General features: G+C 72.2%; 15 protein-coding genes. 5 read left to right on the forward strand and 10 right to left on the reverse strand.

The annotated features are described in order from the left end of the window. Nucleotides 1-20 precede the first annotated feature (20 nt). The 5 genes from ACZ61E_RS00950 to ACZ61E_RS00970 all read right to left on the reverse strand — a co-directional run bounded on the left by ACZ61E_RS00950 (nucleotide 21) and on the right by ACZ61E_RS00970 (nucleotide 5,803). Nucleotides 21-1,073, reverse strand: a complete 1,053-nt coding sequence (locus ACZ61E_RS00950) for an iron-siderophore ABC transporter substrate-binding protein (RefSeq protein WP_469696429.1) — start codon at nucleotides 1,071-1,073, stop codon at nucleotides 21-23. Nucleotides 1,074-1,236: 163 nt separating this feature from the next. Next, the gene (locus tag ACZ61E_RS00955; protein WP_469696431.1) at nucleotides 1,237-2,076 is read right to left on the reverse strand and encodes an ABC transporter ATP-binding protein; all 840 of its coding nucleotides are present in this window, start codon (nucleotides 2,074-2,076) and stop codon (nucleotides 1,237-1,239) included. Between the two features lie 52 nt (nucleotides 2,077-2,128). Then, nucleotides 2,129-3,316, reverse strand: a complete 1,188-nt coding sequence (locus ACZ61E_RS00960; protein WP_469696433.1) for a FecCD family ABC transporter permease — start codon at nucleotides 3,314-3,316, stop codon at nucleotides 2,129-2,131. Then, nucleotides 3,313-4,371 (reverse strand): FecCD family ABC transporter permease, encoded by a 1,059-nt coding sequence (locus ACZ61E_RS00965; protein ID WP_469696435.1) that lies wholly within the window; start codon nucleotides 4,369-4,371, stop codon nucleotides 3,313-3,315. The genes ACZ61E_RS00960 and ACZ61E_RS00965 overlap by 4 nt, the downstream gene beginning before the upstream one ends. Nucleotides 4,372-4,447: 76 nt before the next feature. After that, nucleotides 4,448-5,803, reverse strand: a complete 1,356-nt coding sequence (locus tag ACZ61E_RS00970; protein ID WP_469696437.1) for a lysine N(6)-hydroxylase/L-ornithine N(5)-oxygenase family protein — start codon at nucleotides 5,801-5,803, stop codon at nucleotides 4,448-4,450. Between the two features lie 248 nt (nucleotides 5,804-6,051). On the opposite strand from ACZ61E_RS00970, the gene ACZ61E_RS00975 reads away from it, so the two are divergent. Next, nucleotides 6,052-6,999: a methionyl-tRNA formyltransferase gene (locus tag ACZ61E_RS00975; protein ID WP_469696439.1), complete on the forward strand. Its 948-nt coding sequence runs from the start codon at nucleotides 6,052-6,054 to the stop codon at nucleotides 6,997-6,999. Between the two features lie 98 nt (nucleotides 7,000-7,097). Here ACZ61E_RS00975 and ACZ61E_RS00980 read toward each other — a convergent pair whose 3' ends face one another. After that, nucleotides 7,098-7,757 carry a class I SAM-dependent methyltransferase gene (locus ACZ61E_RS00980; RefSeq protein WP_469696440.1) on the reverse strand — a complete coding sequence of 220 codons (660 nt, stop codon included), beginning with the start codon at nucleotides 7,755-7,757 and terminating at the stop codon, nucleotides 7,098-7,100. 239 nt (nucleotides 7,758-7,996) lie between these two features. Between ACZ61E_RS00980 and ACZ61E_RS00985 the strand changes: the two genes are divergently transcribed. Continuing rightward, nucleotides 7,997-9,619 (forward strand): MFS transporter, encoded by a 1,623-nt coding sequence (locus ACZ61E_RS00985; protein WP_469696442.1) that lies wholly within the window; start codon nucleotides 7,997-7,999, stop codon nucleotides 9,617-9,619. A gap of 90 nt (nucleotides 9,620-9,709) precedes the next feature. Here the strand turns inward: ACZ61E_RS00985 and ACZ61E_RS00990 are convergent, their stop codons facing one another. The 4 genes from ACZ61E_RS00990 to ACZ61E_RS01005 all read right to left on the reverse strand — a co-directional run bounded on the left by ACZ61E_RS00990 (nucleotide 9,710) and on the right by ACZ61E_RS01005 (nucleotide 13,401). Then, nucleotides 9,710-10,237 (reverse strand): hypothetical protein, encoded by a 528-nt coding sequence (locus tag ACZ61E_RS00990; RefSeq protein WP_469696444.1) that lies wholly within the window; start codon nucleotides 10,235-10,237, stop codon nucleotides 9,710-9,712. A gap of 119 nt (nucleotides 10,238-10,356) precedes the next feature. Next, nucleotides 10,357-11,235 (reverse strand): ABC transporter permease, encoded by an 879-nt coding sequence (locus ACZ61E_RS00995; protein ID WP_469696446.1) that lies wholly within the window; start codon nucleotides 11,233-11,235, stop codon nucleotides 10,357-10,359. Continuing rightward, nucleotides 11,232-11,846: an ABC transporter ATP-binding protein gene (locus ACZ61E_RS01000; protein WP_469696447.1), complete on the reverse strand. Its 615-nt coding sequence runs from the start codon at nucleotides 11,844-11,846 to the stop codon at nucleotides 11,232-11,234. The genes ACZ61E_RS00995 and ACZ61E_RS01000 overlap by 4 nt, the downstream gene beginning before the upstream one ends. A gap of 187 nt (nucleotides 11,847-12,033) precedes the next feature. Then, complete coding sequence (locus tag ACZ61E_RS01005; protein WP_469696448.1) at nucleotides 12,034-13,401, reverse strand: wax ester/triacylglycerol synthase domain-containing protein; 1,368 nt, start codon at nucleotides 13,399-13,401, stop codon at nucleotides 12,034-12,036. Between the two features lie 647 nt (nucleotides 13,402-14,048). On the opposite strand from ACZ61E_RS01005, the gene ACZ61E_RS01010 reads away from it, so the two are divergent. The 3 genes from ACZ61E_RS01010 to ACZ61E_RS01020 are packed head-to-tail and all read left to right on the forward strand — an operon-like array spanning nucleotide 14,049 to nucleotide 23,086. Next, a complete protein-coding gene (locus ACZ61E_RS01010) occupies nucleotides 14,049-15,221 on the forward strand; it encodes an SDR family oxidoreductase (RefSeq protein ID WP_469696450.1) in 1,173 nt (390 codons plus the stop codon). A gap of 30 nt (nucleotides 15,222-15,251) precedes the next feature. After that, on the forward strand, nucleotides 15,252-16,835 hold the full coding sequence (locus ACZ61E_RS01015; protein ID WP_469696452.1) for a PfaD family polyunsaturated fatty acid/polyketide biosynthesis protein: 1,584 nt from the start codon (nucleotides 15,252-15,254) through the stop codon (nucleotides 16,833-16,835). Continuing rightward, nucleotides 16,832-23,086: an SDR family oxidoreductase gene (locus ACZ61E_RS01020; RefSeq protein WP_469696453.1), complete on the forward strand. Its 6,255-nt coding sequence runs from the start codon at nucleotides 16,832-16,834 to the stop codon at nucleotides 23,084-23,086. The genes ACZ61E_RS01015 and ACZ61E_RS01020 overlap by 4 nt, the downstream gene beginning before the upstream one ends. The last annotated feature ends 119 nt before the right edge of the window (nucleotides 23,087-23,205 follow it).

Here is a 23,205-nt window from a genome sequence, read left to right on the forward strand (position 1 = left end):
CTGATCACGGTCGTCATTCCTTACTTGGCCGACTTGACGAGTTCGTCGATCGCGTACGGCAGGGAGGGCAGGGTGCCCTGGGACATGGCCGCGCCGACCGCCGGGCCCTCACTGTCCAGCAGGTAGGACACGTTGCCGTTCTTGACCGCGGGCAGATTGGCGAACAGCTCGAACTTCTTCAACGCCTCGGTGTCCGCCTTGTCGTTGACGACGAAGATGCGGTCGACGTCGATCAGATCGATGCGCTCGGGGGACAGTTCGGTGGAGAAACCGCCGTCCGCGATGTCGTCGATCTTCGTCTGGTACTTGAACCCGGCGCCGGTCACCAGCTGACCGCGTACGTCGGTCGAGGTGAACGGGGCGATGGAGTCCTTGTACCAGGAGATGACGACCGCGGTCTGGTCGGCGAACGCGGGGTTGTCCTTCTTCGCCGTGTCGAGCTTCGCCTGGATGCCCCGCACCATTTCGGTGCCCTCGTCCTCCTTGCCGAGCGCCTTGGCGATATGGGCCGCGTTGTCCTGCCAGGGAGCGCTGAAGGGCTCCTTCTCGGCCTTGGTACGGCCCACGGTCGGGGCGATCTTGGAGAGCTTGTCGTAGCCGGCCTGGTCGATCTCGGAGTAGACCGCGATGATCAGATCCGGGCGAAGGGCGGCGATCTTCTCGTAGTTGGGGCCCGGGTCACCGTTCTTCATGATGACCTCGGGACGCGCGTCGCCCCACTTGTCCTTCACCCACGGCCACTGGGTGTTGATGTCGGGGGACGTGCCCTCGGGGTTCGGGTACTGGTCGACCATGCCGACCGGCTTGATGCCGAACGCCAGGACGGCCTGGTCGTCCGTGTAGCCGACCGTGACGACGCGCTCCGGAGCCTCGGTGACCTCGGTGGACCCGAACGCGTGCTCCACGGTGACCGGGAACGCGCCGCCCGCGGCCGCGGCCGGGGCGTCGTCCTTCGGCTCGTCCGCCGAGTCGGAACCGCAAGCCGTGAGGAGGCCGATGCCGAGGGCGGCGGCGGACAGTGTCGCCGCCAGTCGCCGCCGTGGCTTCGCGAGCGTCGTTCTGTGGAAGAGCATCCGAGAGTCCCTTGTGATCGCGCTGTCCGCTGCGCCCTTGTCTTAGGGCAGCCAAACCTTATCCCGAGCAGGTGAGGTTAGCCTAGCCTAACTTATGAAATCCCTTGATCCGCACTGAGGTTGGACCGGGCACTTCGGACGAGGGCGACAGCCGCGGCCACGGCTAGACGTGCGTACGGCCGAGCGGCACGATGATCGGGCTGTCGCCCACCGGGGCGTCGATCACCTGGGCGCGCAGCCCGAACGCCTCGCGCAGCAGTTCGGCGGTGACCACATCGCGCGGATGCCCCTGCGCGAGGATCGACCCCTCCCGCATCACGATGAGGTTGTCGCTGTAACGCGTCGCCAGATTGAGGTCGTGCAGCACCATGACGACGGTGCACCCGCCCTCGTGCAGATCGTCGACCAGATCGAGCACGTCGATCGCGTGCGCCAGGTCGAGATACGTGGTCGGCTCGTCCAGCAGGAGCAGATCGGTGCCCTGAGCCAGCGTCATCGATATCCAGACGCGCTGCCGCTGGCCGCCCGACAGGGAGTCGACCGGACGGTCGGCCAGATCGGCCACCCCGGTCATGGCCAGCGCGCGCGCCACGACATCGGCGTCGTCCGACGACCACTGCCGCAGCCAGCTCTGGTGCGGATGACGCCCCCTGGCCACCAGATCGGCCACCGTCAGCCCCTCCGGGGCGACCGGCGCCTGCGGGAGGAGACCGAGCTTCTTCGCCACGTCCCTGGTCCTGAGCCGGGCGATGTCGTCGCCGTCCAGCACGACGGTTCCCCTGGCGGGCTTGAGCAGGCGGGTCAGGGTGCGCAACAGGGTCGACTTGCCGCAGCCGTTGGGGCCGATGATCGTGGTGATCACCCCGGGCGGGATCGTCACGTCGAGATCGTCTATGACGGTCCGGTCGCCGTACCCGACGGTGACGCCCCTGGCGGCCAGTCGTGCGTCGCCCCCGGCGCCGGGAGCGCTCGCGGACCGGGCCCCGGACTCCGACTTCAACATGCTGGACCGAGTGGCCACAAGCCCCCCTTATTAGGATTGCCTAACCTTTTTATCATCGATCCGTCCGTCTGAGGTTCGCCCTCACCAGCAGATGGACGAGGAAGGGCCCGCCGATCGCCGCGGTGACCACACCCACCGGCAGAGAGACCGGCAGCGCCGCACGCGCGACCAGGTCCGACCCGATCAGCAGCAGCGCGCCGACCAGGCCGGAGGCCACCATCGGCGGTGTCGGGTACCGCAGCAGACGCATCGCCACCTGAGGCGCCACCAGCGCGACGAACGCGACCGGGCCCGCCGCGCTCACCGCGACGGCGGCCAGCAGCACCGCGCACAGCAGCAGGAGCGCCCGCACCCGTGAATGGCGGACCCCCAGCCCCGCGGCGACCTCGTCACCGAGGTGCATCGGCTTGAACTGGAAGGCGGTGGCCGCGACGACGGCCAGGAGGACGAGCGTGCACCAGAGCGCCACCCGGACCTCGTCCCACGAACGGTTGTCCAGCGAGCCGACCAGCCAGACCTGTGCCCGCGCCACGTCCCTGATGTCGGCGTTGACGAGCAGCCAGGTGGTGATGGCCTGCATCACCGCGGTCACGGAGATACCGATGAGGATGAGCCGGAAGCCGTCGATCCCGCGCCGCCAGGCGAGGAGGTAGACCAGCAGCCCCGTACCGAGGCCGCCCACGAGGGCCGCGGCGGAGAGACCCAGGGAGCTGACGACGGCGGTCGCGGTGCCGCCCGACACCGTGACGAGGAAGACGGCGACGGCTCCGGCGCCCCAGGTGATCCCGAGGATGTCCGGGCTGGCCAGCGGGTTGCGCGCGACGGACTGGGTGATCGCGCCGGAGACTCCCAGCGCGATGCCGACGACCAGACCGGCGAGGGCACGTGGCATCCGCAGATCCATGATCACGAACTCGTCGACCTGCTCGCCCCGGCCGAGGATCGTGGCGATCACACGGGACAGCCCGATGGGGAAGTCGCCGACCGCGATGGACACGCAGAACACCAGGAAGGTCGCCGCCGCCAGCACCAGCGTGACCAGCACCATCCAGGGGCGCCAGACGAAGGAGAGCCGGCCCAGCCGTACGCCCGGCGCGACAGAGTGTCCACCCGCGTCCGGGACGCCGTCCGGCGCGACGCCCCTCCCGGCTTCCCCGGCGTCCCTGACCTTCCCGGCCTTCCCGCCGTTCGCTCCGGGGCCCGTTCCGGCGCCCGTCGTCCCGACTCCGCCGCCACTCATGCGCTCTTGAACTTTCCTCGCCACACGAGCACCGCGAAGAACGGGGCTCCGAGAAGGGCGACGACGACGCCCGAGTCCAACTCGCCCGGCCGCACCACCAGTCGCCCCACGATGTCGCAGACCAACAGGATCAGGGCTCCGAGCAGACCGGCGTACGGCACCAGCCAGCGGTAGTCGGGTCCCGTGAGATAGCGGGCCACATGGGCCACCATCAGACCGAGGAAGGCGATGGGACCGCACGCAGCCGTCGCCGCTCCCGCCAGCAGCGTGATGGCGAGGATGCCGACCGTCCGGCTCAGCGCGATGTTCACACCCAGCCCGCGCGCCACGTCGTCGCCCAGGTTGAGCAGATTGAGGGAGGGCAGTGTGGTCAGCGCGAGCACCAGGCCGGCCGCGACGAACGCGGTCACCGGCCAGATGACGTCGAATCCGACACCCGTGACCGAGCCCGAGTTCCAGAACCGGAGCGCGTTCAGCGACTTCTGGTCCGACAGGGAGATCGCCGTGGTCATCGCCGCGAGGAACACCGTCACCCCTTGCCCCGCCAGCGCGAGTGTGAGCGGGTTGCCGGCCCCTCTGCCGATGCTCGCGAGGCCGAACACGACGACACCGGCGACGGCCGCACCCAGGAAGGCGAACCAGACGTAGTGGAACGGGTTGGTGAACCCGAACACGGCGATCGCCGTCACCACGGCGAACGAGGCTCCGGAGTTCACCCCGAGCAGGCCCGCGTCCGCGATCGGGTTGCGCGTGTACCCCTGGATCAGCGCCCCGCCGATCCCCAGGGCGACACCCGCCACGATCGCGAGCACCGTCCGGGGGACACGCACGGTCCGCACGATGAGCCTGATCTCGGTGAGCCGCTGATCGGCGTCCGGCGCCGCGAACAGCCCGTGCCAGACCTCGGTGGGACTCAGCGCGCGTGCGCCGACGGCCAGCGAGACCACCCCCGTGATCAGGAGGATCACCATCAGTGCGCCCAGTCCCGTGCCACGGTGCCCGCGGGCCGCGGCTCCGCCCCTGGGCAGCGGGCGCTCCACTGCAGTCGTGCTCATGTCGACGTACGTTATCCCTTTGATCTACGCGGGTGGCACGGCCGGTCGGGCGTCTCGCGCCCCCACCGGCGGCCCCTCAGCGGGCGGCGCTGCCTGTTCCGTCGGCGACCTGACGGGCCACGCCCGACACGGACTTGACGCCTCGGCCGAGCAGTGAGTCCAGGATCTCGCCGACCCGGATCGCGGTGTTGGACAGCAGGGACGACGTGATGCCGTGCGTGTGCTCCGTACCGCCCTGGAGGTAGATGCCGCAGCGCAGGCCGGGGTCGGTCGCGACCCGGTAGTCGCGCTCGACGCGGACGCGGCCCTCGTCGTCCCGCAGGCAGCGGTCGGCGACCTCGCCGAGGAGGCCGACCGGGTCGGCGGGGCCGTAACCGGTGGCGAAGACCACGACGTCGGCGTCGAGGAACGACTCCTCACCCGTGACCAGGGACTTGACCGTGGCACGGGCCCTGTCCGGCGTCTCCTTCACGTCGACCAGCCGGGACACGTTGAGGAAGCGCAGCCGTTCGGTACCGAGGACCTTCTCCCGGTACATCTCGCGGTAGAGGTCGTCGATCAAGTCGATGTCGACCACGGAGTAGTTGGTGTTCCCGTGGTAGCCCATCAGCCGGCCCTTGACGTCCTCGGGGGCGGCGAAGTACTGGTCGACCGCCTCGGGGTCGAAGATCCGGTTGGCGAAGGCACTGTCGTCGGCGGGGCTGTAGCCGTAGCGGGAGAAGACCGCGCAGATCTCGGCGTCGGGAAAACGGCGGTGCAGGTAGGCGACGTTCTCGGCGGCGCTCTGCCCGGCGCCCACCACCACGAACCGGGAGGGTGCGGTGCCCTCGATCGCGTCGACCTTCTTGAGGAGTTCGGAGTTGTGCCAGACACGGTCGCCGCGCTCGACGCCCTCCGGCATCTGCGGGCGCAGCCCGGAGCCGATGACGAGGTTACGGGCCCGGTGGACCGCGAGTCCCTCGGCCGAGCGGACCGTCACGTCCAGGTACTCGACGGCTCCGTCGCGGACCACCTGGGTGACGCCGACGACCTCGTGGCCGTAACTGACCATGTCGTCGACCTTGGCCGCCGCCCACTCGAAGTAGTCGTGGAACTCCACCCGCAGTGGGAAGAGGTTCTTGTGGTTGATGAAGTCGATCAGCCTGCCCTTGCTCTGCAGGTAGCAGAGGAAGCTGAACTCACTGGTCGGGTTCCGGAGCGTCACCAGGTCCTTCAGGAAGGACACCTGCATGGTCGCGTCGTCGATCAGCATGCCGCGGTGCCAGCCGAAGGACGGCTGCTGCTCGAAGAAGTGGGCGGTGACCGACTCCTGCCTGCCGACGCGTGCGTTGTGCTCGCTGACCGCGATCGACATCGCGACATTGGACGGCCCGAAGCCGATGCCGATGAGGTCGTAGACCGGTGCTGCGTCGCCAGGAAGAACCTGTGACATGTCACTCCCATTCATACGGGGAAGCCGCCTGTCAGGCGTGGGGGGCAGGTGGGACATACGAAAGGTGGGCACGCAGAGAAAGCGACCCCACCCGAAACTTAGGTGAGCCTAAGCTAATCCCTGACGGCTGTCGAGTGGCCGGGCGGGGGCACCACGCTCCGACTGGGCCGCCAAATCGGGCAGTTGCAAACTAAGGTAAGCCTTGCTTAACTACCCTCGGTCATTCCCTGCTCTGAGGAGGAACCCCCATGCGGGTCGTCATGTTCGGTTACCAGACCTGGGGGCACCGCACCCTGCAAGCCCTTCTGGAGTCCGAGCACGACGTGGTCCTGGTCGTGACACACCCCAAGAGCGAGCACGCGTACGAGAAGATCTGGAGCGACTCCGTCGCCGACCTCGCCGAGGAGCACGGCGTCCCGGTACTGATCCGCAACCGCCCCGACGACGAGGAGCTGTTCGAGCGCCTCAAGGAGGCGGACCCGGACATCATCGTGGCGAACAACTGGCGCACCTGGATCCCCCCGCGGATCTTCGGCCTCCCCCGGCACGGCACGCTGAACGTCCACGACTCGCTGCTGCCGAAGTACGCCGGCTTCTCCCCGCTGATCTGGGCGCTGATCAACGGCGAGTCCGAAGTGGGCGTCACCGCGCACATGATGGACGACGAGCTCGACGCCGGCGACGTCGTGCGCCAGGAGTCGGTCCCGGTCGGACCGGCGGACACCGCCACCGACCTCTTCCACAAGACCGTCGGCCTCATCGCGCCGGTGACCGTCGGCGCGCTCGGCCTCATCGCCGCCGGGCAGACGGAGTTCACCAAGCAGGACCGCTCGCAGGCCACGTTCTTCCACAAGCGGTCCGCCGAGGACATCCGCATCGACTGGAACTGGCCGGCCGAGGACCTCGAACGCCTGGTCCGCGCCCAGTCCGAGCCGTACCCCAGCGCCTTCACCTTCCACAAGGGCGGGCGGCTCGAAGTCCTCGCCGCGGTGGTGTCCGAGGGCCGCTACGGCGGTACGCCCGGCCGTATCTTCTACCGCGAGGGCGAGGGCGTGGTGATCGTCGCCGGATCCGACGCCCGCACCGGCCGCAACCACGGCCTGGCCATCACCCGGGTACGGACCGAGGACGGCCGGGAGCTGGCGGCGACGGAGTACTTCACCTCCATGGGCGGCTACTTGACGAGCCGCCCCTGACACGCGACGGCCGTTCGCTCACGAGACACCTCGGGACGGTGACCGAGCCGGTGCACTGACTTGATCTTTGACCCCGAGGACCGAACGGGTCCTCGGGGTCAAAGATCAAGTCGGGCCTTGCGGGCGAGCAGTTGGACCTCGCGGAACTGGCGTCTGTCCGAGGGCTGGGGCTCGCGGAGCGTGCGGGTCAGCTCGGACAGGCCGGACTCGCGGAGCAGCGCGGCCAGATGGTCGGGACACCAGCGGTAGGCCGGTGCCACCGCGTGGTCGAAGACCTGTGTCGGGTGCGACGGGTCCTCGCTCGCCGAGAAGCCGATCAGCAGGTGGCCGCCGGGTGCCAGCACGCGGTGGAACTCCGCCAGGACGGCCGGGAGTTCCGGCGGCGGCGTGTGGATGACGGACCAGCGCGAGAGTACGCCGTCCAGCGCGCCGTCGGCGATGTCCAGCTCCGTCATCGACCCCACGTCGAACCGCAGGCCCGGATGTGCCTGCCGGGCCAGTTCGATCATCACCGGTGAGGCGTCGACACCGAACGCGGACAGCCCCAACTCGCCCAGGTGCGCGGTGATGTGACCGGGTCCGCAGCCCAGGTCCGCGACCCGGCCCCCACCGCCCGCGCCGACGACCTCGGCGAAGTGCCCGAGGACCGCGCGGTCGAGGGGGCTGTCGCGCAGGGAGTCGCTGAACAGTTGCGCGTAGGTGACGGCAGCGGCGTCATAGGCGTCGCGGGTGGCGCTGAGGGCATCGTGTCGGACCATCCCGCGACAGTAGTGCCCGACCCGCCCGGCCACCGGCGGGGGCCGGACCTCGTCGCGTACATGATCAACAGGCCCCGCGTCCGGTTCACGGTCGGCCGAAACGGAGGCCGTCACCCGATCCGGTGATGCCACGGCTCACATTCGCCCGGCTGGCCCGCGACGGGCGGACGGCCGGAGGCACCCGGAGGGGATAGTCGGTGGGACGGGCACGCCCGTCGGGCCGAGAAGAGGGAATGACCATGCCTGAGAACGAGCCGGACGGCTCCCGTCCGCCCCGCGCCGCGGGCGCTTCCGGAACCGGCCCGCACGAGCGCCATCGCGGCGAACGCCGGGCCGGCCGCACCCCGACCGCGCTGAACAAGTGGTGGACGCTGACCGCCGTCTGCCTCGGCACGTTCATGCTGCTGCTGGACATCACCATCGTGAACGTCGCGCTGCCCGACATCCAGCGGTCACTGCACGCCAGCTTCTCCGACCTCCAGTGGGTCGTCGACGCGTACTCCCTCACCCTGGCCTCCCTGCTGCTCACCGCGGGCAGCCTGGCCGACATGTACGGCCGCAAGAAGCTCTATGTGATCGGGCTGGCGATCTTCAGTCTCGCCTCGCTGCTCTGCGGCCTCGCCGGCAGCCCGCTGATGCTGCAACTCTCCCGCGGTATCCAGGGGGTCGGCGGCTCCATCATGTTCTCGGTCTCACTCGCCCTGCTCGCGGACGCGTTCCGCGGCAAGGACCGCGGTGTCGCCTTCGGTATCTGGGGCACGATCACCGGACTCGCGGTGGCTGTCGGGCCCCTGCTCGGCGGTGTGCTCACCACGGGGCTGTCCTGGGAGTGGATCTTCTACGTCAATCTGCCCATCGGCGCGATCGCCGTCGCGATCACCCTGGTCAAGGTCGCCGAGTCCCGCCAGCCCGGGGCCCGGCACCCCGACTGGCCGGGCTTCGTCCTCTTCACCGCCGCCCTGTCGAGCCTGGTGTACGCGCTCATCCAGTCCAGCCACGATTCGTTCTCCGACCCCGTCGTCATCGCGTGTCTGACCGCGGCGTTCGTCCTGATGATCGCCTTCCTGGTGGTCGAGTCCCGGACCGCTCAGGCGATGTTCGACCTGTCGCTCTTCCGGAAGCCGACCTTCACCGGCGGGCTGGTCGCGGCCTTCGGTCTCAGCGCCTCGATCCTGTCGATGCTGCTGTACCTCGTGCTCTACCTCCAGGACGTCCTCGGATACAGCGCCCTGGGCGCCGGTGTGCGGCTGCTGCTGATCTCCGCGGGCATCCTGGTGGTGTCCACGATCTCCGGACGGCTCTCCTCAAGGATGCCGGTGCGGTTTCTGATCGGACCGGGTCTGCTGCTGATCGGCGGTGGGCTGCTGTGGATGCGTGGCCTCAACGCCTCCAGCGACTGGACGCATCTGATCCCCGGCATGATCATGTCCGGAGCCGGTCTGGGCCTGGTCAACCCGCCGCTGGCGTCGACCGCCGTCGGTGTCGTCCAGCCGGCCCACGCGGGCATGGCGTCCGGCATCAACTCCACGTTCCGTCAGATCGGTATCGCCACCGGCATCGCGCTGCTCGGCACCCTGTTCTCCAGCAAGGTCAAGTCCTATGTGACCGACCACATCGGTGCCATCCCCGGTGTCGGTGACTTCGGCCCGCAGATCTCCACCGCCGTCCAGTCCGGCACGGTGACCCAGGCTCTCGGGTCACTTCCGCCGGAGGTCCGCGCACCCGTGAAGGACCTCGCCACGGCGGCCTTCACCGCGGGCCTGAACGAGATCCTCCTGATCGCGGCGTTCATCGCCCTCGTCGCCGGTGTGGTCTCCTTCGCCACGATCCGTACGAAGGACTTCGTCCAGGCCCCTTCCTGACGGCACGGACACGGCCCCCGCCCGGTCCCGGGCCCCGCCCACGGAACGCGGGGCCCGAGGCGGACGGGGGACGATGTCCGACCGGGCCGGCTACCAGCCTGTCTTCACCCCGTTGTAGGCCCGGCGGCAGTCGGCGTTGGTGGCCTCCACGGAGAGCTTCCCCATCACGTTCTGCCAGACCTTTTTGGCGACCTTCTCCAGCTCCCGTGTCTCGGCGGGAACGTTCGGGGCGTACTTCTTGATCGTCCCGATGGCGGAGGTGGTGAACTTGCTGCACACCGGCCCGGCTGCGTTCCGGTAGCGGGTGTCCAGGTCCGTGGCCACCGCCTGGCCGTTCCTGTCGGCCCAGGTGTTCCAGGCCGCGCACGCCTTCTCGGTGAAGGCCCGCTGGTCGGCCTCGGTCAGGCTCCCGACCTCGTCCAGCATGCCGCTCTGGACCTTGTCGGGAACCGTGAAGTCCGCGACGGGGAACTTGTCGAGGGTGGTGAGCAGCGCTTCCTGACACGCCGGCGGCAGCGGAGCCGCCTGCGCCTGTGCGGGAGCGGGGAGGGCCAGGGCGGCGGCGGACACGAGAGCGGTGGTGAGGACCGTGCTCCGGACGGTGCGGGAAAGGGTCATGGGGGCGTGCTCCTTGCGTGGGAACTGGTGGTCGGGCGGCGGATCGGCGCCCGGTTCCAGAACGATCTCCGCCTCCCGCAGGTCACGCGGCGACGGGGCGAACGGGGGTGGCCGGCTGGTCAGTTGGGCCGTACGGGCCGCGCGACCGCGCCGGCCCCCGCACCCGTGTCCGCGCCGGCCCCCGCGTCCGTGTCCGCACCCCGACCTGATCGGTCCGGCACGCGCCGCTTCCGTTCCGGTGGGAGCGCGTCGCGGGTACGCCGGCGGAAGACGGTGAACGCGGCCAGCGCCGCCGCCAGGAGCCAGAGCAGCTGGATCGCGAGACCCTCGGCCACCGGCGCGGTGGAGAAGGCCGCGGACATGCCGGCCTGTACGGCTCCGTACGACGGCAGGAAGCGGACGACGGCGCTGTCCGACCCGGAGCTGGACAGGGGGTTCTGAAGGGCGACATCGATGATGCTGATCATCAGAATGGCGAACATGCCCTCGACCTCTCGGCGGAGCACCGAGCCGAAGACCACGCCGAGCGCGCCGTAGGTCAGGGCGGCGCAGAACAGCGCGGCCATGAGCATGAGGGGCTGCCGGGGCGACCAGGCGAAGCCGGCGGCGACCGTGGCGTACGCGGCGACGGCCGCGCAGACCAGGGTGAGCGCGGAGAGCTTGGCGAGTACCAGGTGGTGACGGGGGTACCCCGCCATGGCCAGGCGCCGGTCGAAGGCGCCGCCCGTGAAGGTGGCGGCGAACATCATGAACCCGGCGATCAGGGTGACCGCGTTGAGCGCGCCGGTGATCTGGGTGAGGTGATTGCCGGGCGGCGTCAGCACCTCCCCCGTGGCCCGCAGCCGGAACGGCGCCGCGCGGTCGGGAATGGTGACATAGGCCAGGGCGATCCACACGGGGATGTAGACCACGACCAGCAGCATGGCGAACCGGTTGCGGGCGTGCCCGATCAGCGCGTACCGGGAGGCCGTGACGAACAGGGACCAGTGCCGTCTCATGCCGCCGCCTCCGCGCACCGGTCCCGGAGGTGGAGGCGCCCGTCCTCCAGCCGCCACAGCTGGTCCAGCCTCTCGACGTCGTACGCCAGATGGGAGACCACCAGCACCGAGCGCCCGGCGTCGCGCAGCCGGGTCGCCAGCTCCCAGAAGCGCAGATACGTCTCCCAGTCGAAGCCCTGGTAGGGCTCGTCGAGCAGGAGTACGTCCGGGTCGTGCATCAGGGCCAGGGTGAGGTTCAGCTTCTGCCGTGAGCCGCCGCTGAGCAGCCCCGCGCGCTGGTCGAGGTACTCGGTGAAGGCCAGGGTCTCCATCACCTCCTCGGCCCGCCGCAGATCCGCCAGTCCGAAGGCGTGCCGGAAGAGGTCCAGGTGCTGGCGGACGGTGAAGGAGTCGTCCAGGACCACGGACTGCGGGCAGTAGCCGAACCTGCCGCTGTGGCGCACCGAGCCCCGGTCCGGCCGGAGTTCGCCGGCGAGGATCCTCAGCAGTGTCGTCTTGCCCGCGCCGTTCTCCCCGACGACGCCGGCGAGGACCCCTGGCCGCAGCCGCAGGTCGACGCCCCGTAGGACGGCGCGCTGCCGGTAGGAGTGGTGCACATCTGCGACGTCCATCGCGCTGCTCCGTGGTGCCGTGGTGCGAGGTCTTCGGGGTGGCCACGGAAGCGGTGGGTGTCTTCCGGCGGCCGGCGGAACCGGCCTGCCACTCTCCGGGGAAACGGTCCGCCCTTTCCCAACGAGCGGACGGCGCGGGGGAAACGGTGACCGGGCGGCTGCGCCGCACGCGTTGCCGGCGTGGTCTTCACATCGGCGTGGATCCTCGCTCCAGTTCGCGCACGGCCCGCTCCCACAGATCCGGAAGCGTCTCCCCGGACGGCAGGGCACTGTCGGCAACGAAGGACGTCTCGGCCCAGTCGCCGAAGTACGACAGCCCCACTCCGAAGAGGTGTCCGGGGACCAGGAGGGGGAGCAGGGCGACGCCCGTCACCTGGCCGTTCCCCAGACTTCCCTTGTCGGCGACCGGCATGGACGTGGCCATGACGTCGGTGACGCGCGGGGAGAGCATCCTCCGCAGGTACCAGGCGGTCGGACGGTCCGGCATGTACCGCACCAGGTCCTGGACGGCCTGCCGCCAGGTCTCGCCCCGCAGCCTGCGGGTCGTGGCCATGACGTGCTCCAGTCGCCACAGGGGTGAGCCCTCGTCATGAGGTCCGGTCCCGGGTGCCGGGGCCGCGCGCACGGGCAGGTCCAGCGGCAGGGCGAAGCAGCGGTTGCCCCAGGTCTGTTCCTCGTCCGGGCGCCGGGCGTCCACGGGCAGCAGCGCCCTCACCCGCGGAAGCGGTACGCCGGACCGGGCCGACCAGGCCGCCAACGCCCCGGCGAGCGCGGCCAGATGGACGTCGTGGGCCGATCCGCCGTGGGGCGCGGCGATCCGGCGCAGGGTGTCCGCGGGTACGCGGCCCCGCCACAGCCGCCGCTCTCCCGTGGGCACGAAGGGGACGGAGGGACGCCGGGAGCGAACGGAGAGGGAGCCGGCCAGGAATTTCGTGGCCAGCCCGACCGCCGTACCGACCCGCCGGGGCAGACCGGTCACGCGGCCCTCCCCCGGCACCGGGCGGGCCGACGGCTCCCCCTCGCCCAGCACGGTGCGGAACGTCATCGCGGCGGCCGAACCGTCCTGGCAGACGTGGTGGAAGCGGTAGCAGACGGCGTACGCGTCGGGCACCTGGCCGTGGACCAGCCAGAGACCCCAGCGCGCGCCGGGCGTGAACGGCGCGTCGAGCGCGGTGCGCAGGGCCGTGTCCCACCCGCCGGGTCCGTCCGCGACCACCTCGTGGACGTGCCGTTCGAGGGCGAAGTCCGCGTCCGGGAGCCAGCGGGGACGCCGTGAACCGCCCTCGATCCGGCTCATCAGCAGGGGCAGCCGGCCCAGGCGTGAGCCCACGTACGCGCGGAAGTCCGCCAGGCTCGGCGGCGGACCGCTCAGATACGCGACGCCGCCGCCGTCCCACCGGACGTCGGGGTGACGGCGCTCCAGGTCGAGGAACGCGCGGTCGACCGAGTGGAAGGGGTTACCGGGAGACGCCTCGGGCCGCCCCGGACCGGCAGATGGGCGGACCGACTCGCGGGCCGGGGTACGGGCCGAGGGGCCGGCTGGCGGATCGGACACGGGCATCGGGTCGGCTCCAGTTCGTGCCAAGGGGCGTGCGGGCGGGGCCGGGCCGTGACGAAACCGGCCGTCACCCCGCTTGGTTGCGTACGGTTTATATCCGGCCGCGGTGAGCGGCGATTCCCGCCCGCGGGGCCCCGTGTACGCGCTCCCCTCCAGCCCCACCGGGACCGGCTGCCGGCCGTCACTCGCGAGGTCACCCGAAAGGGGGATGGTCCGCCGGGCGGCCCGGCCCGGTCCCGACCGCTCCCGGTGCGTACGCCCGCACGGCGCCCCAGCTCACGGCGGAGGACCACCGGCCACCCCCCGCCACCACACCGGTACTGCATTCGGGTGAGCGGGTGGAATCGGGGGCTTCATCACCGTCCGCCGTCTGACACTGTGTGCCGTGCGCCAGTGGTCATCAAGCCCGGCAGCGGGCCTGAGCACCCCCGGCGGGGCCGGAGGAACCGGACGAGCGGCGGCCGCCCTTCGTACCGGACCGACCGGGCGAGCCGGGCCGCGCACACCGCCACCGCGGGTGTCATGCCGCGCTGCGGGACAGCCACCGCGTCCCGCCTCCACGGCCGTCGCGACGGCCCCGGCGCTCCCGCCCTCGCACGCGCGGTCGCCGTCCTGTCCCTTCCGGAGCCCTTGGAGCCAAGGTCATGCACGTCGCCCTCACCGGCGCCACCGGATTCCTCGGGCTGCGCCTGCTGCGCCGGCTGCTCGACACGCACCGGTCGGTGACGGTCCTGGTCCACGCCGGGTCGGGTGACGCGCTGCACCGCATCACCCGGTTCCTCGCACTGACCGGGTTGCCCGAGGCGTCTCTCGCCGGGCTCCCCGGCCGGCTGCGGGTGGTGGAGACCGAGCTGGAGCACCCGGGACTGGGGCTCTCCCGGCGCGCGTTCCGGGAGCTGGCCGACGGTCTCGGGACGATCTGGCACAGCGCGGGCAGCATCAACCTGGCGGGTGACCTGTCCGAGTTGCGGCGGACCAATGTCGAAGGAACCCGGCACGTACTGGAGTTGGCCGCCGCCGGACGTGAGAGACCCGTGGTCCACCACGTGAGTACCGCGTTCGTCGCCGGGAGCCGGCGTGAAGGGGTGGCGTACGAGGACGAGCTGGACGACTCGTACGGATTCGAGAACGCCTACGAACGCTCCAAGTACGAGGCGGAGGTGCTGATCCACGCGTGGGCGCGCGAGCACCGCCGCCCGGTCGTGGTGCTGCGGCCGAGCATCCTCGTCACGGACCTGCCGCCGCACCCGGACCTGCCCGCGCATCCGCTCCAGGTGGTGGAGCGGATCCTGCGCGACGCGCGACGCACCGCCGGTCCGGGCCGTCCCGGCGGCTCTGAGGACCCCGAGGGCCGTCCCCGCGTCCGGCTGGTGGGCCGTGCGGACGGCCGGCTGAACCTGCTTCAGGTGGACCACGCGGCCGGGATCATGCTGCGGCTGGCCGGCCGTACGCCTTCGGGCGGGGTCGACACGTACCACGTCGTCCACGACCGGGACGTGCCCGTGCCGACCATCACGACCCTGCTGGAACGGCTGGTCGGGCTGTCCATCGAGCTGGTCGCCGATGAGCCGGATGACCCGTCCGCGCTGGAGGCGCTGGTGGACTGCTATCCGGACCTGACGACCTATCTGACCCACCGGCGGCGCTTCGACGACACCCGTGTCCGGACCCTGTTCGGGCCGTCGGCGGCCTCCCACCGGGTGGACATCGACCATCTGTGGTCCGGTCTGGCCGCGACGTGCCCGGACCCCACCGGGCCCTCGCCGACCGCCGGGCCCTCGCCGGCCGCCGCGTCCTCCTCCGTCCGCCACGTCTGACCCGCGCATCTCCTCTCCCTGGAGTCCTCCGTGTCCGTCCTCTCCGCCCCCGCCGCCCCCGCCGCCTCGCCGCCGGTCTTCTCCCCCGAGGGGATCGCCGCCAGGGCCCGGCGCATCCGGGAACCCGTACACATCGTCTGCGGGCCGACCGGCCGTGAACTCGGGGTCGCGGCCGGCCCCGTGCCGGACGGCCCGGTGCTCGGGACGCTGCCGCCGCTGTACCCCGAGTGGCTCGGCGGGCGTACCTTCTGCGAGGCGCACGGGGTCCGGTTCCCGTATGTGGCGGGCGAGATGGCGAACGGCATCGCCACCACCCGGATGGTGTCCGCGATGGCGCGGGCGGAGATGCTCGGGTTCTTCGGCGCCGGGGGGCTGGCGTACGCCGAGGTGGAACGGGCGGTACGCGCGCTGGCCGGCGAGCTGCGGTCGCGTTCGAACTGGGGCGTGAACCTCATCCACTCACCGGCGGAGCCGACGCTGGAGTTCCGCGTCGCCGAACTGCTGCTGAGCTGCGGTGTGCCCCGGATCTCGGTGTCGGCGTTCATGGAGCTCACCCCGGCCGTCGTGCTCTGCTCGGCCCGGGGGTTGCGCCGCGGGGCCGACGGCTCGATCGTCCGGCGTACGCGGATCATCGCCAAGGTGTCCCGGCCCGAGGTGGCGGAGAGATTCCTGTCGCCCGCCCCGGCCGGGCTGCTGGACCTGCTCGTCGGCCGGGGGAAGCTGACACCGCAGGAGGCCGGGCTGGCGGGCCTGGTACCGGTGGCCGAGGACATCACCGTGGAGGCCGACAGCGGAGGTCACACCGACAACCGGCCGCTGTCGGCCCTGCTGCCGAGGATCGGCCTGCTGCGCGACGCGCTCTGCTACCGGTTCGGTTACCACCGGCCGGTCAGGATCGGCGCGGCGGGCGGGCTCGGCACCCCGGCCGCGGTGGGCGCCGCCTTCGCCCTCGGCGCGTCCTACGTCGTCACGGGGTCGGTGAACCAGACGGCGACCGAGGCGGGTCTGTCCGACGAGGCCAAGGCGATGCTCTGCGAGGCGGATGTCGCCGATGTGGCGATGGCACCCGCGGCGGACATGTTCGAGCTGGGTGTCACGCTCCAGGTCCTGTCCCGGGGAACGATGTTCGCGCAGCGCGCCACCAGGCTCCACGCCGCCTACCTCGCCCACGGGTCGCTGGAGGAGATTCCGCCCGCGCTGCGGGCCGTGCTCGAACAGAACGTGCTGCGCGCGTCGTTCGACGAGATCTGGCAGCACACACGCGCGTTCTGGGAGCGGCGCGACCCCTCGGAGATCACGCGCGCCGAGGCCGATCCGAAGCACCGTATGGCGCTGGTCTTCCGCTGGTACCTGGGCAGTTCCAGCCGGTGGGCGATCACCGGCGAGACGGCCCGGCGTACCGACTACCAGATCTGGTGCGGTCCGGCGACGGGCGCGTTCAACCGCTGGGTCGCGGGCACCTTCCTGGCGGAACCGGCGAACCGGTCAGTGGTGCAGATCGCCCTCAATCTGCTCGAAGGCGCGGCGGTGCTCACCCGCGCCCATCAACTGCGCACCTACGGAGTTCCGTTGCCTTCCGAGGCGTTCGCCTATGTGCCGCGCGGGCTGGCATGAGCGGCCCCGGCACCCCGGAGGTGCCAACCACCGCCGCGCGGAGCGGACATGACGCGGCGTCGGCCGGCGTCCGGGGGCATCGGCAGACGCCGGTCGCCGTGGTCGGTGTCGGCGCCCTGGTGCCCGGCGCGACGGACGCGGCCGGTTACTGGCGGATCCTGACCGGCGGCCGTGATCTGATCACCGAAGTCCCGCCCGGTCGCTGGCTGCTGACGGACCATTACGATCCCGACCCGGCCGCCCCCGACAAGACGTACTGCCGCCGCGGCGCCTTCCTGCCCGAGGTGGACTTCGACCCGATGGCGTACGGGGTGCCGCCCGCCACGCTGCCGGCGACGGACACCGCCCAACTGCTCGCCCTGATGGTCGCCGACCAGGTGCTGACCGACGCCGGTGGTCTGCCGGGCCTGGACCGGGACCGGGTCGGAGTCGTCCTCGGCGCGGCCTCCCTGGAACTGCTCCCGCACATGTACGGGCGGGCGCACCGCCCGGTGTGGCTGAAGGCACTGCGGGAGAGCGGTCTCACCGAGGCCGAGGCGGGAGCCGTGTGCGACCGGATCTCCGGGCACTTCAGCCCGTGGCAGGAGTCGACCTTCCCCGGTCTGCTCGGCAATGTCGTCGCGGGGCGGATCGCCAACCGGTTCGACCTGCACGGCACCAACCACACCACCGACGCCGCCTGTGCCAGCTCCCTGGCGGCCCTGTCCACGGCGGTCGGCGAACTGACGCTCGGGCGCGCCGACATGGTGATCAGCGGCGGGGTGGACACCGGGAACGACATCGGCATGTTCCTGTGCTTCTCCAAGACGCCGGCGCTCTCCCGTACCGGTGACTGCCGTCCGTTCTCCGACGCCGCCGACGGCACCATGCTGGGCGAGGCGGTCGTCATGTACGCACTGAAGCGGCTGTCGGACGCGGAGCGGGACGGCGACCGCGTCCACGCGGTGATCCGCGGCATCGGTACCTCGTCGGACGGCAGGAGTACGGCGATCTACGCGCCGCTTCCGGACGGTCAGGCACGGGCACTGCGCCGCGCCTACGAGGAGGCGGGCTACGGTCCGCGGACCGTGGAGCTGGTCGAGGCCCACGGGACCGGTACGAAGGCGGGGGACGCCGCCGAACTGACCGCGCTGCGCGAGGTGTTCGGGACTCCGGGAGGCGGTGACGCGCGGTGGTGCGCGATCGGGTCGGTCAAGTCGCAGATCGGCCACACCAAGTGCGCGGCGGGCGCGGCCGGACTGCTCAAGGCGGTCATGGCCCTGCACCACAAGGTGCTGCCGCCGACGATCAAGGTGGACAGCCCGGCGCCGGCGGCCGGTGCCCCGGACGGACCGTTCTACGTCAACACCGAGGCCCGGCCGTGGGTGCGGCCCGCCGGCCATCCGCGCCGCGCGTCGGTGTCGAGTTTCGGCTTCGGGGGGAGCAACTTCCACGTCACGCTGGAGGAGTACGTGCCCTCGGGCACCCCGGCCCGGGTGCCGGCGCGCCACCGCTCCGCGCCGAGCGAACTCGTCCTGTTCAGTGGCGCGTCGCCGTCCGATCTGCTGCCGTCCGGCCTCCTGTCGACGGAGACGTTCGGCGACCGTACGCTGGCCGCGCTCGCGCGGGAGAGCCACGGCGCGTTCTCGCCGGCCGATCCGGTGCGGCTGGCCGTGGTCGCCACGGACACCGAGGACCTGAGGGAGAAGTACGCGCGGGCGCTCACACTGATCCGGCAGCGGCCCGGCACGGCGTTCTCGGCACCGAACGGTGTGCGGTACGCGTGCGGGGAGCCCGCGCCGGGCCGTCTCGCGTTCCTGTTTCCGGGGCAGGGGTCCCAGTACGTCGGGATGGGCGCCGGCCTCGCGATGCTGTCACCGGCCGCCCAGGACGTGTGGGACCGGCTGGGCGGCACGGACTTCGGCGGCCGGCCCCTGCACCGGCTGGTGTTCCCGCCGCCCGCCTTCACCGACGAGGAACGCGCCGCGCAGGCGGCGGAGTTGGCTGCCACCGAGTGGGCGCAGCCCGCGCTCGCGGTGCAGGCGCTCGCCGCACTGGCCGTACTGCGGGATCTCGGGCTGCGACCGGACTGCGTGGCGGGCCACAGCTTCGGTGAGCTGGTGGCGCTGCACTGTGCCGGCGCCCTGGACGCCGGCACACTGATCGCGCTGGCCCGCAGACGCGGTGAGCTGATGCGGGACGCGGCCGGCGTACCGGGCGCCATGCTGGCGGTGGCGGCGGACCGCGCACACGTGCGGGCGGTACTGGACCGCGACGCGATCGGCGACATCTGGCCGGCCAACCTCAACTCCCCGCTCCAGGTGGTGCTTTCGGGCACGACGGAGGCGGTGGCGCGGGCCGGGAAGGCGTTCGCGGCCGAGGGTGTCGCCACCCGTCGGCTGACCGCGTCGACCGCCTTCCACAGCCCGCTGGTCGCCCCGGCCGTGGAGCCGCTCAGCGCGTTCCTGCGCGGCGTCCCGGTCACGGAGCCCCGGATCGAGGTGTTCGGAAACGCGGACGCGGCGCCGTATCCGTCCTCGCCCGACGAGGTACGGCGCCGGATCGCCGGCCATCCGGCCGCGCCCGTGCTCTTCCAGGAGCAGATCGAGGCGATGTACGCGGCGGGGGTGCGGACCTTCGTCGAGGTCGGCGCGGGCGCCGCGCTGACCGGACTGGTCGGCCGGATCCTGGGCGACCGCGAGCACACGGCCGTCCCCGTGGACCGGGGGGACGGGTGCGGGGTCGGCGCCCTGCACACCGCGCTCGGTGAACTCGCCGTACGCGGCGTCCCGCTGGACCTCGAACCCCTCTGGGCGCCGTACGCCGCGCCCGAAACCACACCGAAGGAGCGCGAGCCCCGGATGACCGTGCAGATCAGCGGAGCCAACTACGGTCAGCTCTACCCGCCCCGCACCGACGACGCTGCCGACGCCGCACCCCGGCTGCCGGACCCGGCCGCGCCGGAACACCACCCGCTCCCCGCCGGCGCACCGGAGCCGCCGGCCCATCGGGCGGCCACCGCCGGGGAACCGGAGCCGGCACACGGAGCCGAGCGGGCGCACCGATCCGCGGCAGCGACCGCGACCGGCGGCGGGGCCGCCTACCAGCCTGAGTCCGCGTACCGCGCCGAGGCGGCGTACGACGCCGGGCCCGATGCCCCCGTCGGCGCCGAGTGGTACGCGGCGGTGGAGAGCGTCCAGCGGCAGACGGCGGAGGCCCACGCGGCCTGCCAACGCATGCTGACCGAGAGCCATCTGGCGTTTCTGCGGATGACCGAGACCACGCTGGCCGCGATGCTCGGGGCACCGGGCGCCGGGCCCGTGTCCGGTGCCCCGGCGCCCACACCACCGATGCCGCTCCCCCGCCCTCCGGCACTCCGGCAGGCCCCGGCGCCCACGACGTCTTCCCCGCCCCCGGCGGCGGTGGCCGTTCCCGCCCCCGTGCCCGCCGTGGTGTCCCCAGCCGCGACCGTGCCCGCCGCCGTCGCCGCTGGGCCCCGTGAGGCGCCGTCGCCCGCGCCCGTCGATACCGGGGAGCGGGCCCCGGCGGCCCCGGCGGCCCCTCCGGCACCGGCGGGCGACGGCGCCCCCCTCTCGGCGGCGGAACTGGCGGAACTGCTGCTCTCGGTCGTGGCCCGGCTCACCGGCTATCCGACCGAGATGCTCAACCTGGACATGGAGTTGGAGGCGGATCTCGGAGTCGACTCGATCAAGCGCGTCGAGATCCTGTCCGCCGTACGCAGGACGGTGGGCGACCTGGCGACGGGAGACATCGGCCGGCTGGGCAGGCTCCGTACGCTGCGCGAGATCGTCGAGGCGCTCGCCACGGCCGCCCGCCCCGCGGGAGCCCCGGCGCCGGGCTCCCCGGCCATGACCGCCGCCGCCACCGCTGTCACCGCCGTCACCGAGAGCCCCGCCGTCCCGGAGGTGCTCCCCGTCCCGGAGGGGCCCGCGGTCCCGGAGATCCCCGCCATGCGCGCCGGACCGGGTCAATCGCCCCCGCTGACAAGGCTGGTGACGCGTGCCGTGGAGTCCCCGGCGTCCGGCCTGGCGACGGCCGGGCTCCTGGACGGGCCGCTCCTGGTGGCGGGCGGGGACGCCGACGGCGACGCCATCACCGCCCTCGTCGTGCGGAAGCTGGCGGAGTACGGCGTGGACGCCACCGCCGTGGCGGAGGTGCCCGGGGACGCGCGCTCGGTCGTGCACCTCGGCGGACTGACCGGCGACGGCACCCCGGAACACGCGCGGGAGGTCCACCGGTCGGTGTTCCGCGCCGCGCGGGCGGTGGCGGCACAGGCAGCGGAGCGGGGCGGACTGTTCGTGACCGTGCAGGACACCGGGGGCGACTTCGGGCTCGACGGCCACGCACCCGGCCGCGCGTGGCTGGGCGGTGTCGCCGCGCTGACCAGGACCGCGGCGAAGGAGTGGCCGGGCGTCTCGGTCAGGGCCGTCGACTGCGAGCGGGGCGGCCGGAGCGACGAGGAGGTCGCCGGGGCGATCGTGCGCGAACTGCTGGAAGGCGGCCCCGACCCGGAGGTGGGTCTTCGCGCGGACGGTACCCGCACCACCCCGCGGACGGTTCCGGCACCGGTGGTGCGGGGCGACGTCAGGCGGATCACCCCGGAGTCCGTGATCGTGGCCACCGGAGGGGCCCGCGGGGTGACCGCCGCCGCGCTGCTGGACCTGGCCAGGACGCACCGACCGCGCATCGCGCTGCTCGGCAGGACGGCGCCTGCCCCAGAGCCTCCGGGGCTCGCGTCGGCCACCGACGAACCGGCGCTCACCCGGCTGCTCGCCGGGCTCCCGGCCGCGGCCTCGGCCGGGGCCTCGGCGGACCCCTCACCCGCCAAGGTCGCGGCGCGGGCCCGAGAGATCCTGGCCGCGCGCGAGGTACGGGCGACGCTGGCGGCGCTGGAAGCGGCGGGGTCCCCCGTCCGGTACGTCCAGGTGGACGTCCGCGACGGCGACGCCGTCGCGGACGCGCTGCGCGAGGTACGCGAGGTGTGGGGGCCGGTCACCGGCGTCGTGCACGGTGCGGGAGTCCTGGCCGACAAGCGGATCGCCGACAAGACGGACGAACAGGTCGAGCGGGTGATGTCGACCAAGGTGGACGGTCTGCGCGCGCTGCTCGCGGCGACATCGGACGATCCGCTGGACGTGATCTGTCTGTTCTCCTCGGTGGCCGCCGTCTTCGGCAACGCGGGGCAGAGCGACTACGCCATGGCCAACGAGGTCCTGGGGCATGTCGCTTCGGCGGAGCAGGCCCGCCGCCCCGGCTGTCTGGTGCGGTGCGTCGCGTGGGGGCCGTGGCACGGTGGCATGGTCACACCCGCGCTGGCCGGGCATTTCGGCCGGTCAGGTGTTCCGCTGATCCCGCTGGAGCAGGGGGCGGCGGCCTTCACTGCCGAGCTGGACGGCGCGGCCGGTGAGGCCCGTGTCGTCCTGGTGGCCGGGGACGACCCGGCGGCGATGTCCCCGGCCGGCGATCCGCGTCGGGCGGAGCTGCTGGTACGGGGGGACAGCCTGCCGCAGCTGGCCGACCACGCGCCGGCCGGGGTTCCCGTGCTGCCCGTGGCGATGGTGCTGGACTGGTTCGCGGGGGCGGCCACCGCCTGGCTGCCGGAAGCCGGTTCACTCGTCCTGCGGGATCTGAGGGTGTATCAGAAGTGCGCACTGCCCGAGCTGGCGGGCCGGGGCCACCGGCTCACCGTGCACGGCAGCCGGGGTGCGGCCGGTTCGACGACGGGGCTGGAGGCGGAGCTGCGCGGGGAGAGCGGGGTGGCCCACTTCCGGGCGGTGCTGGACACCGGGGCCGGGGCGCCGGATCCGGCGGCGTGGGCCGCTCCGGACGGCCTTGAGCCGCTGGGGCGCGCCGAGTTGTACGACGGCGAGAGCCTCTTCCACGGCCCCCGGTTCCACAGCGTCCGCTCGCTGCTCGGTGTCTCGGAGCACGGGGCCGAGGCGACCGTCGCGGGGGTGCGCGCCCTGCGCTGGCCGGGCGGGATCCGGCCGCTCGACCCGGCCGCGGTCGACGGCGCTCTCCAACTCGCCCTGATCTGGGCGCGGGAGGCGCTCGGTGCGGCGACGCTGCCGATGGCGGTCGCGGAGTGCGTGGTGTACCGGCGCGGTCCGGTGGACGGCACGGTGCGGTGTGCGCTGCGCGGCCGGAAGGCGCACAGCACGGGGGCACGCTGCGATGTGGCGCTGATCGACGCCGACGGGGGCGTCCGGCTGGAACTGCTCGGTGTGGAGCTCGTCCGCCGCCCCTCCTGAGCCGGAGCGCCTCGCGACCGGCCCCCTCCCCGACCGGCTTCCTCCCGACCGGCCCCGGCCCCCGGCCGCACCGGCACCCGCCCCCCCGGCCCGAATCAGCCCGCCGCAGCGTGAAGTGA

It is taken from the genome of Streptomyces sp. NPDC104581, assembly GCF_055583685.1.

Excerpts from the sequence above, each read along its gene's own strand:
- ACZ61E_RS00950 (WP_469696429.1), bottom strand. The coding sequence starts at position 1,073 with ATGCTCTTCCACAGAACGACGCTCGCGAAGCCACGGCGGCGACTGGCG.
- ACZ61E_RS00955 (WP_469696431.1), bottom strand. The coding sequence starts at position 2,076 with ATGTTGAAGTCGGAGTCCGGGGCCCGGTCCGCGAGCGCTCCCGGCGCC.
- ACZ61E_RS00960 (WP_469696433.1), bottom strand. The coding sequence starts at position 3,316 with ATGAGTGGCGGCGGAGTCGGGACGACGGGCGCCGGAACGGGCCCCGGA.
- ACZ61E_RS00965 (WP_469696435.1), bottom strand. The coding sequence starts at position 4,371 with ATGAGCACGACTGCAGTGGAGCGCCCGCTGCCCAGGGGCGGAGCCGCG.
- ACZ61E_RS00970 (WP_469696437.1), bottom strand. The coding sequence starts at position 5,803 with ATGTCACAGGTTCTTCCTGGCGACGCAGCACCGGTCTACGACCTCATC.
- ACZ61E_RS00975 (WP_469696439.1), top strand. The coding sequence starts at position 6,052 with ATGCGGGTCGTCATGTTCGGTTACCAGACCTGGGGGCACCGCACCCTG.
- ACZ61E_RS00980 (WP_469696440.1), bottom strand. The coding sequence starts at position 7,757 with ATGGTCCGACACGATGCCCTCAGCGCCACCCGCGACGCCTATGACGCC.
- ACZ61E_RS00985 (WP_469696442.1), top strand. The coding sequence starts at position 7,997 with ATGCCTGAGAACGAGCCGGACGGCTCCCGTCCGCCCCGCGCCGCGGGC.
- ACZ61E_RS00990 (WP_469696444.1), bottom strand. The coding sequence starts at position 10,237 with ATGACCCTTTCCCGCACCGTCCGGAGCACGGTCCTCACCACCGCTCTC.
- ACZ61E_RS00995 (WP_469696446.1), bottom strand. The coding sequence starts at position 11,235 with ATGAGACGGCACTGGTCCCTGTTCGTCACGGCCTCCCGGTACGCGCTG.
- ACZ61E_RS01000 (WP_469696447.1), bottom strand. The coding sequence starts at position 11,846 with ATGGACGTCGCAGATGTGCACCACTCCTACCGGCAGCGCGCCGTCCTA.
- ACZ61E_RS01010 (WP_469696450.1), top strand. The coding sequence starts at position 14,049 with ATGCACGTCGCCCTCACCGGCGCCACCGGATTCCTCGGGCTGCGCCTG.
- ACZ61E_RS01020 (WP_469696453.1), top strand. The coding sequence starts at position 16,832 with ATGAGCGGCCCCGGCACCCCGGAGGTGCCAACCACCGCCGCGCGGAGC.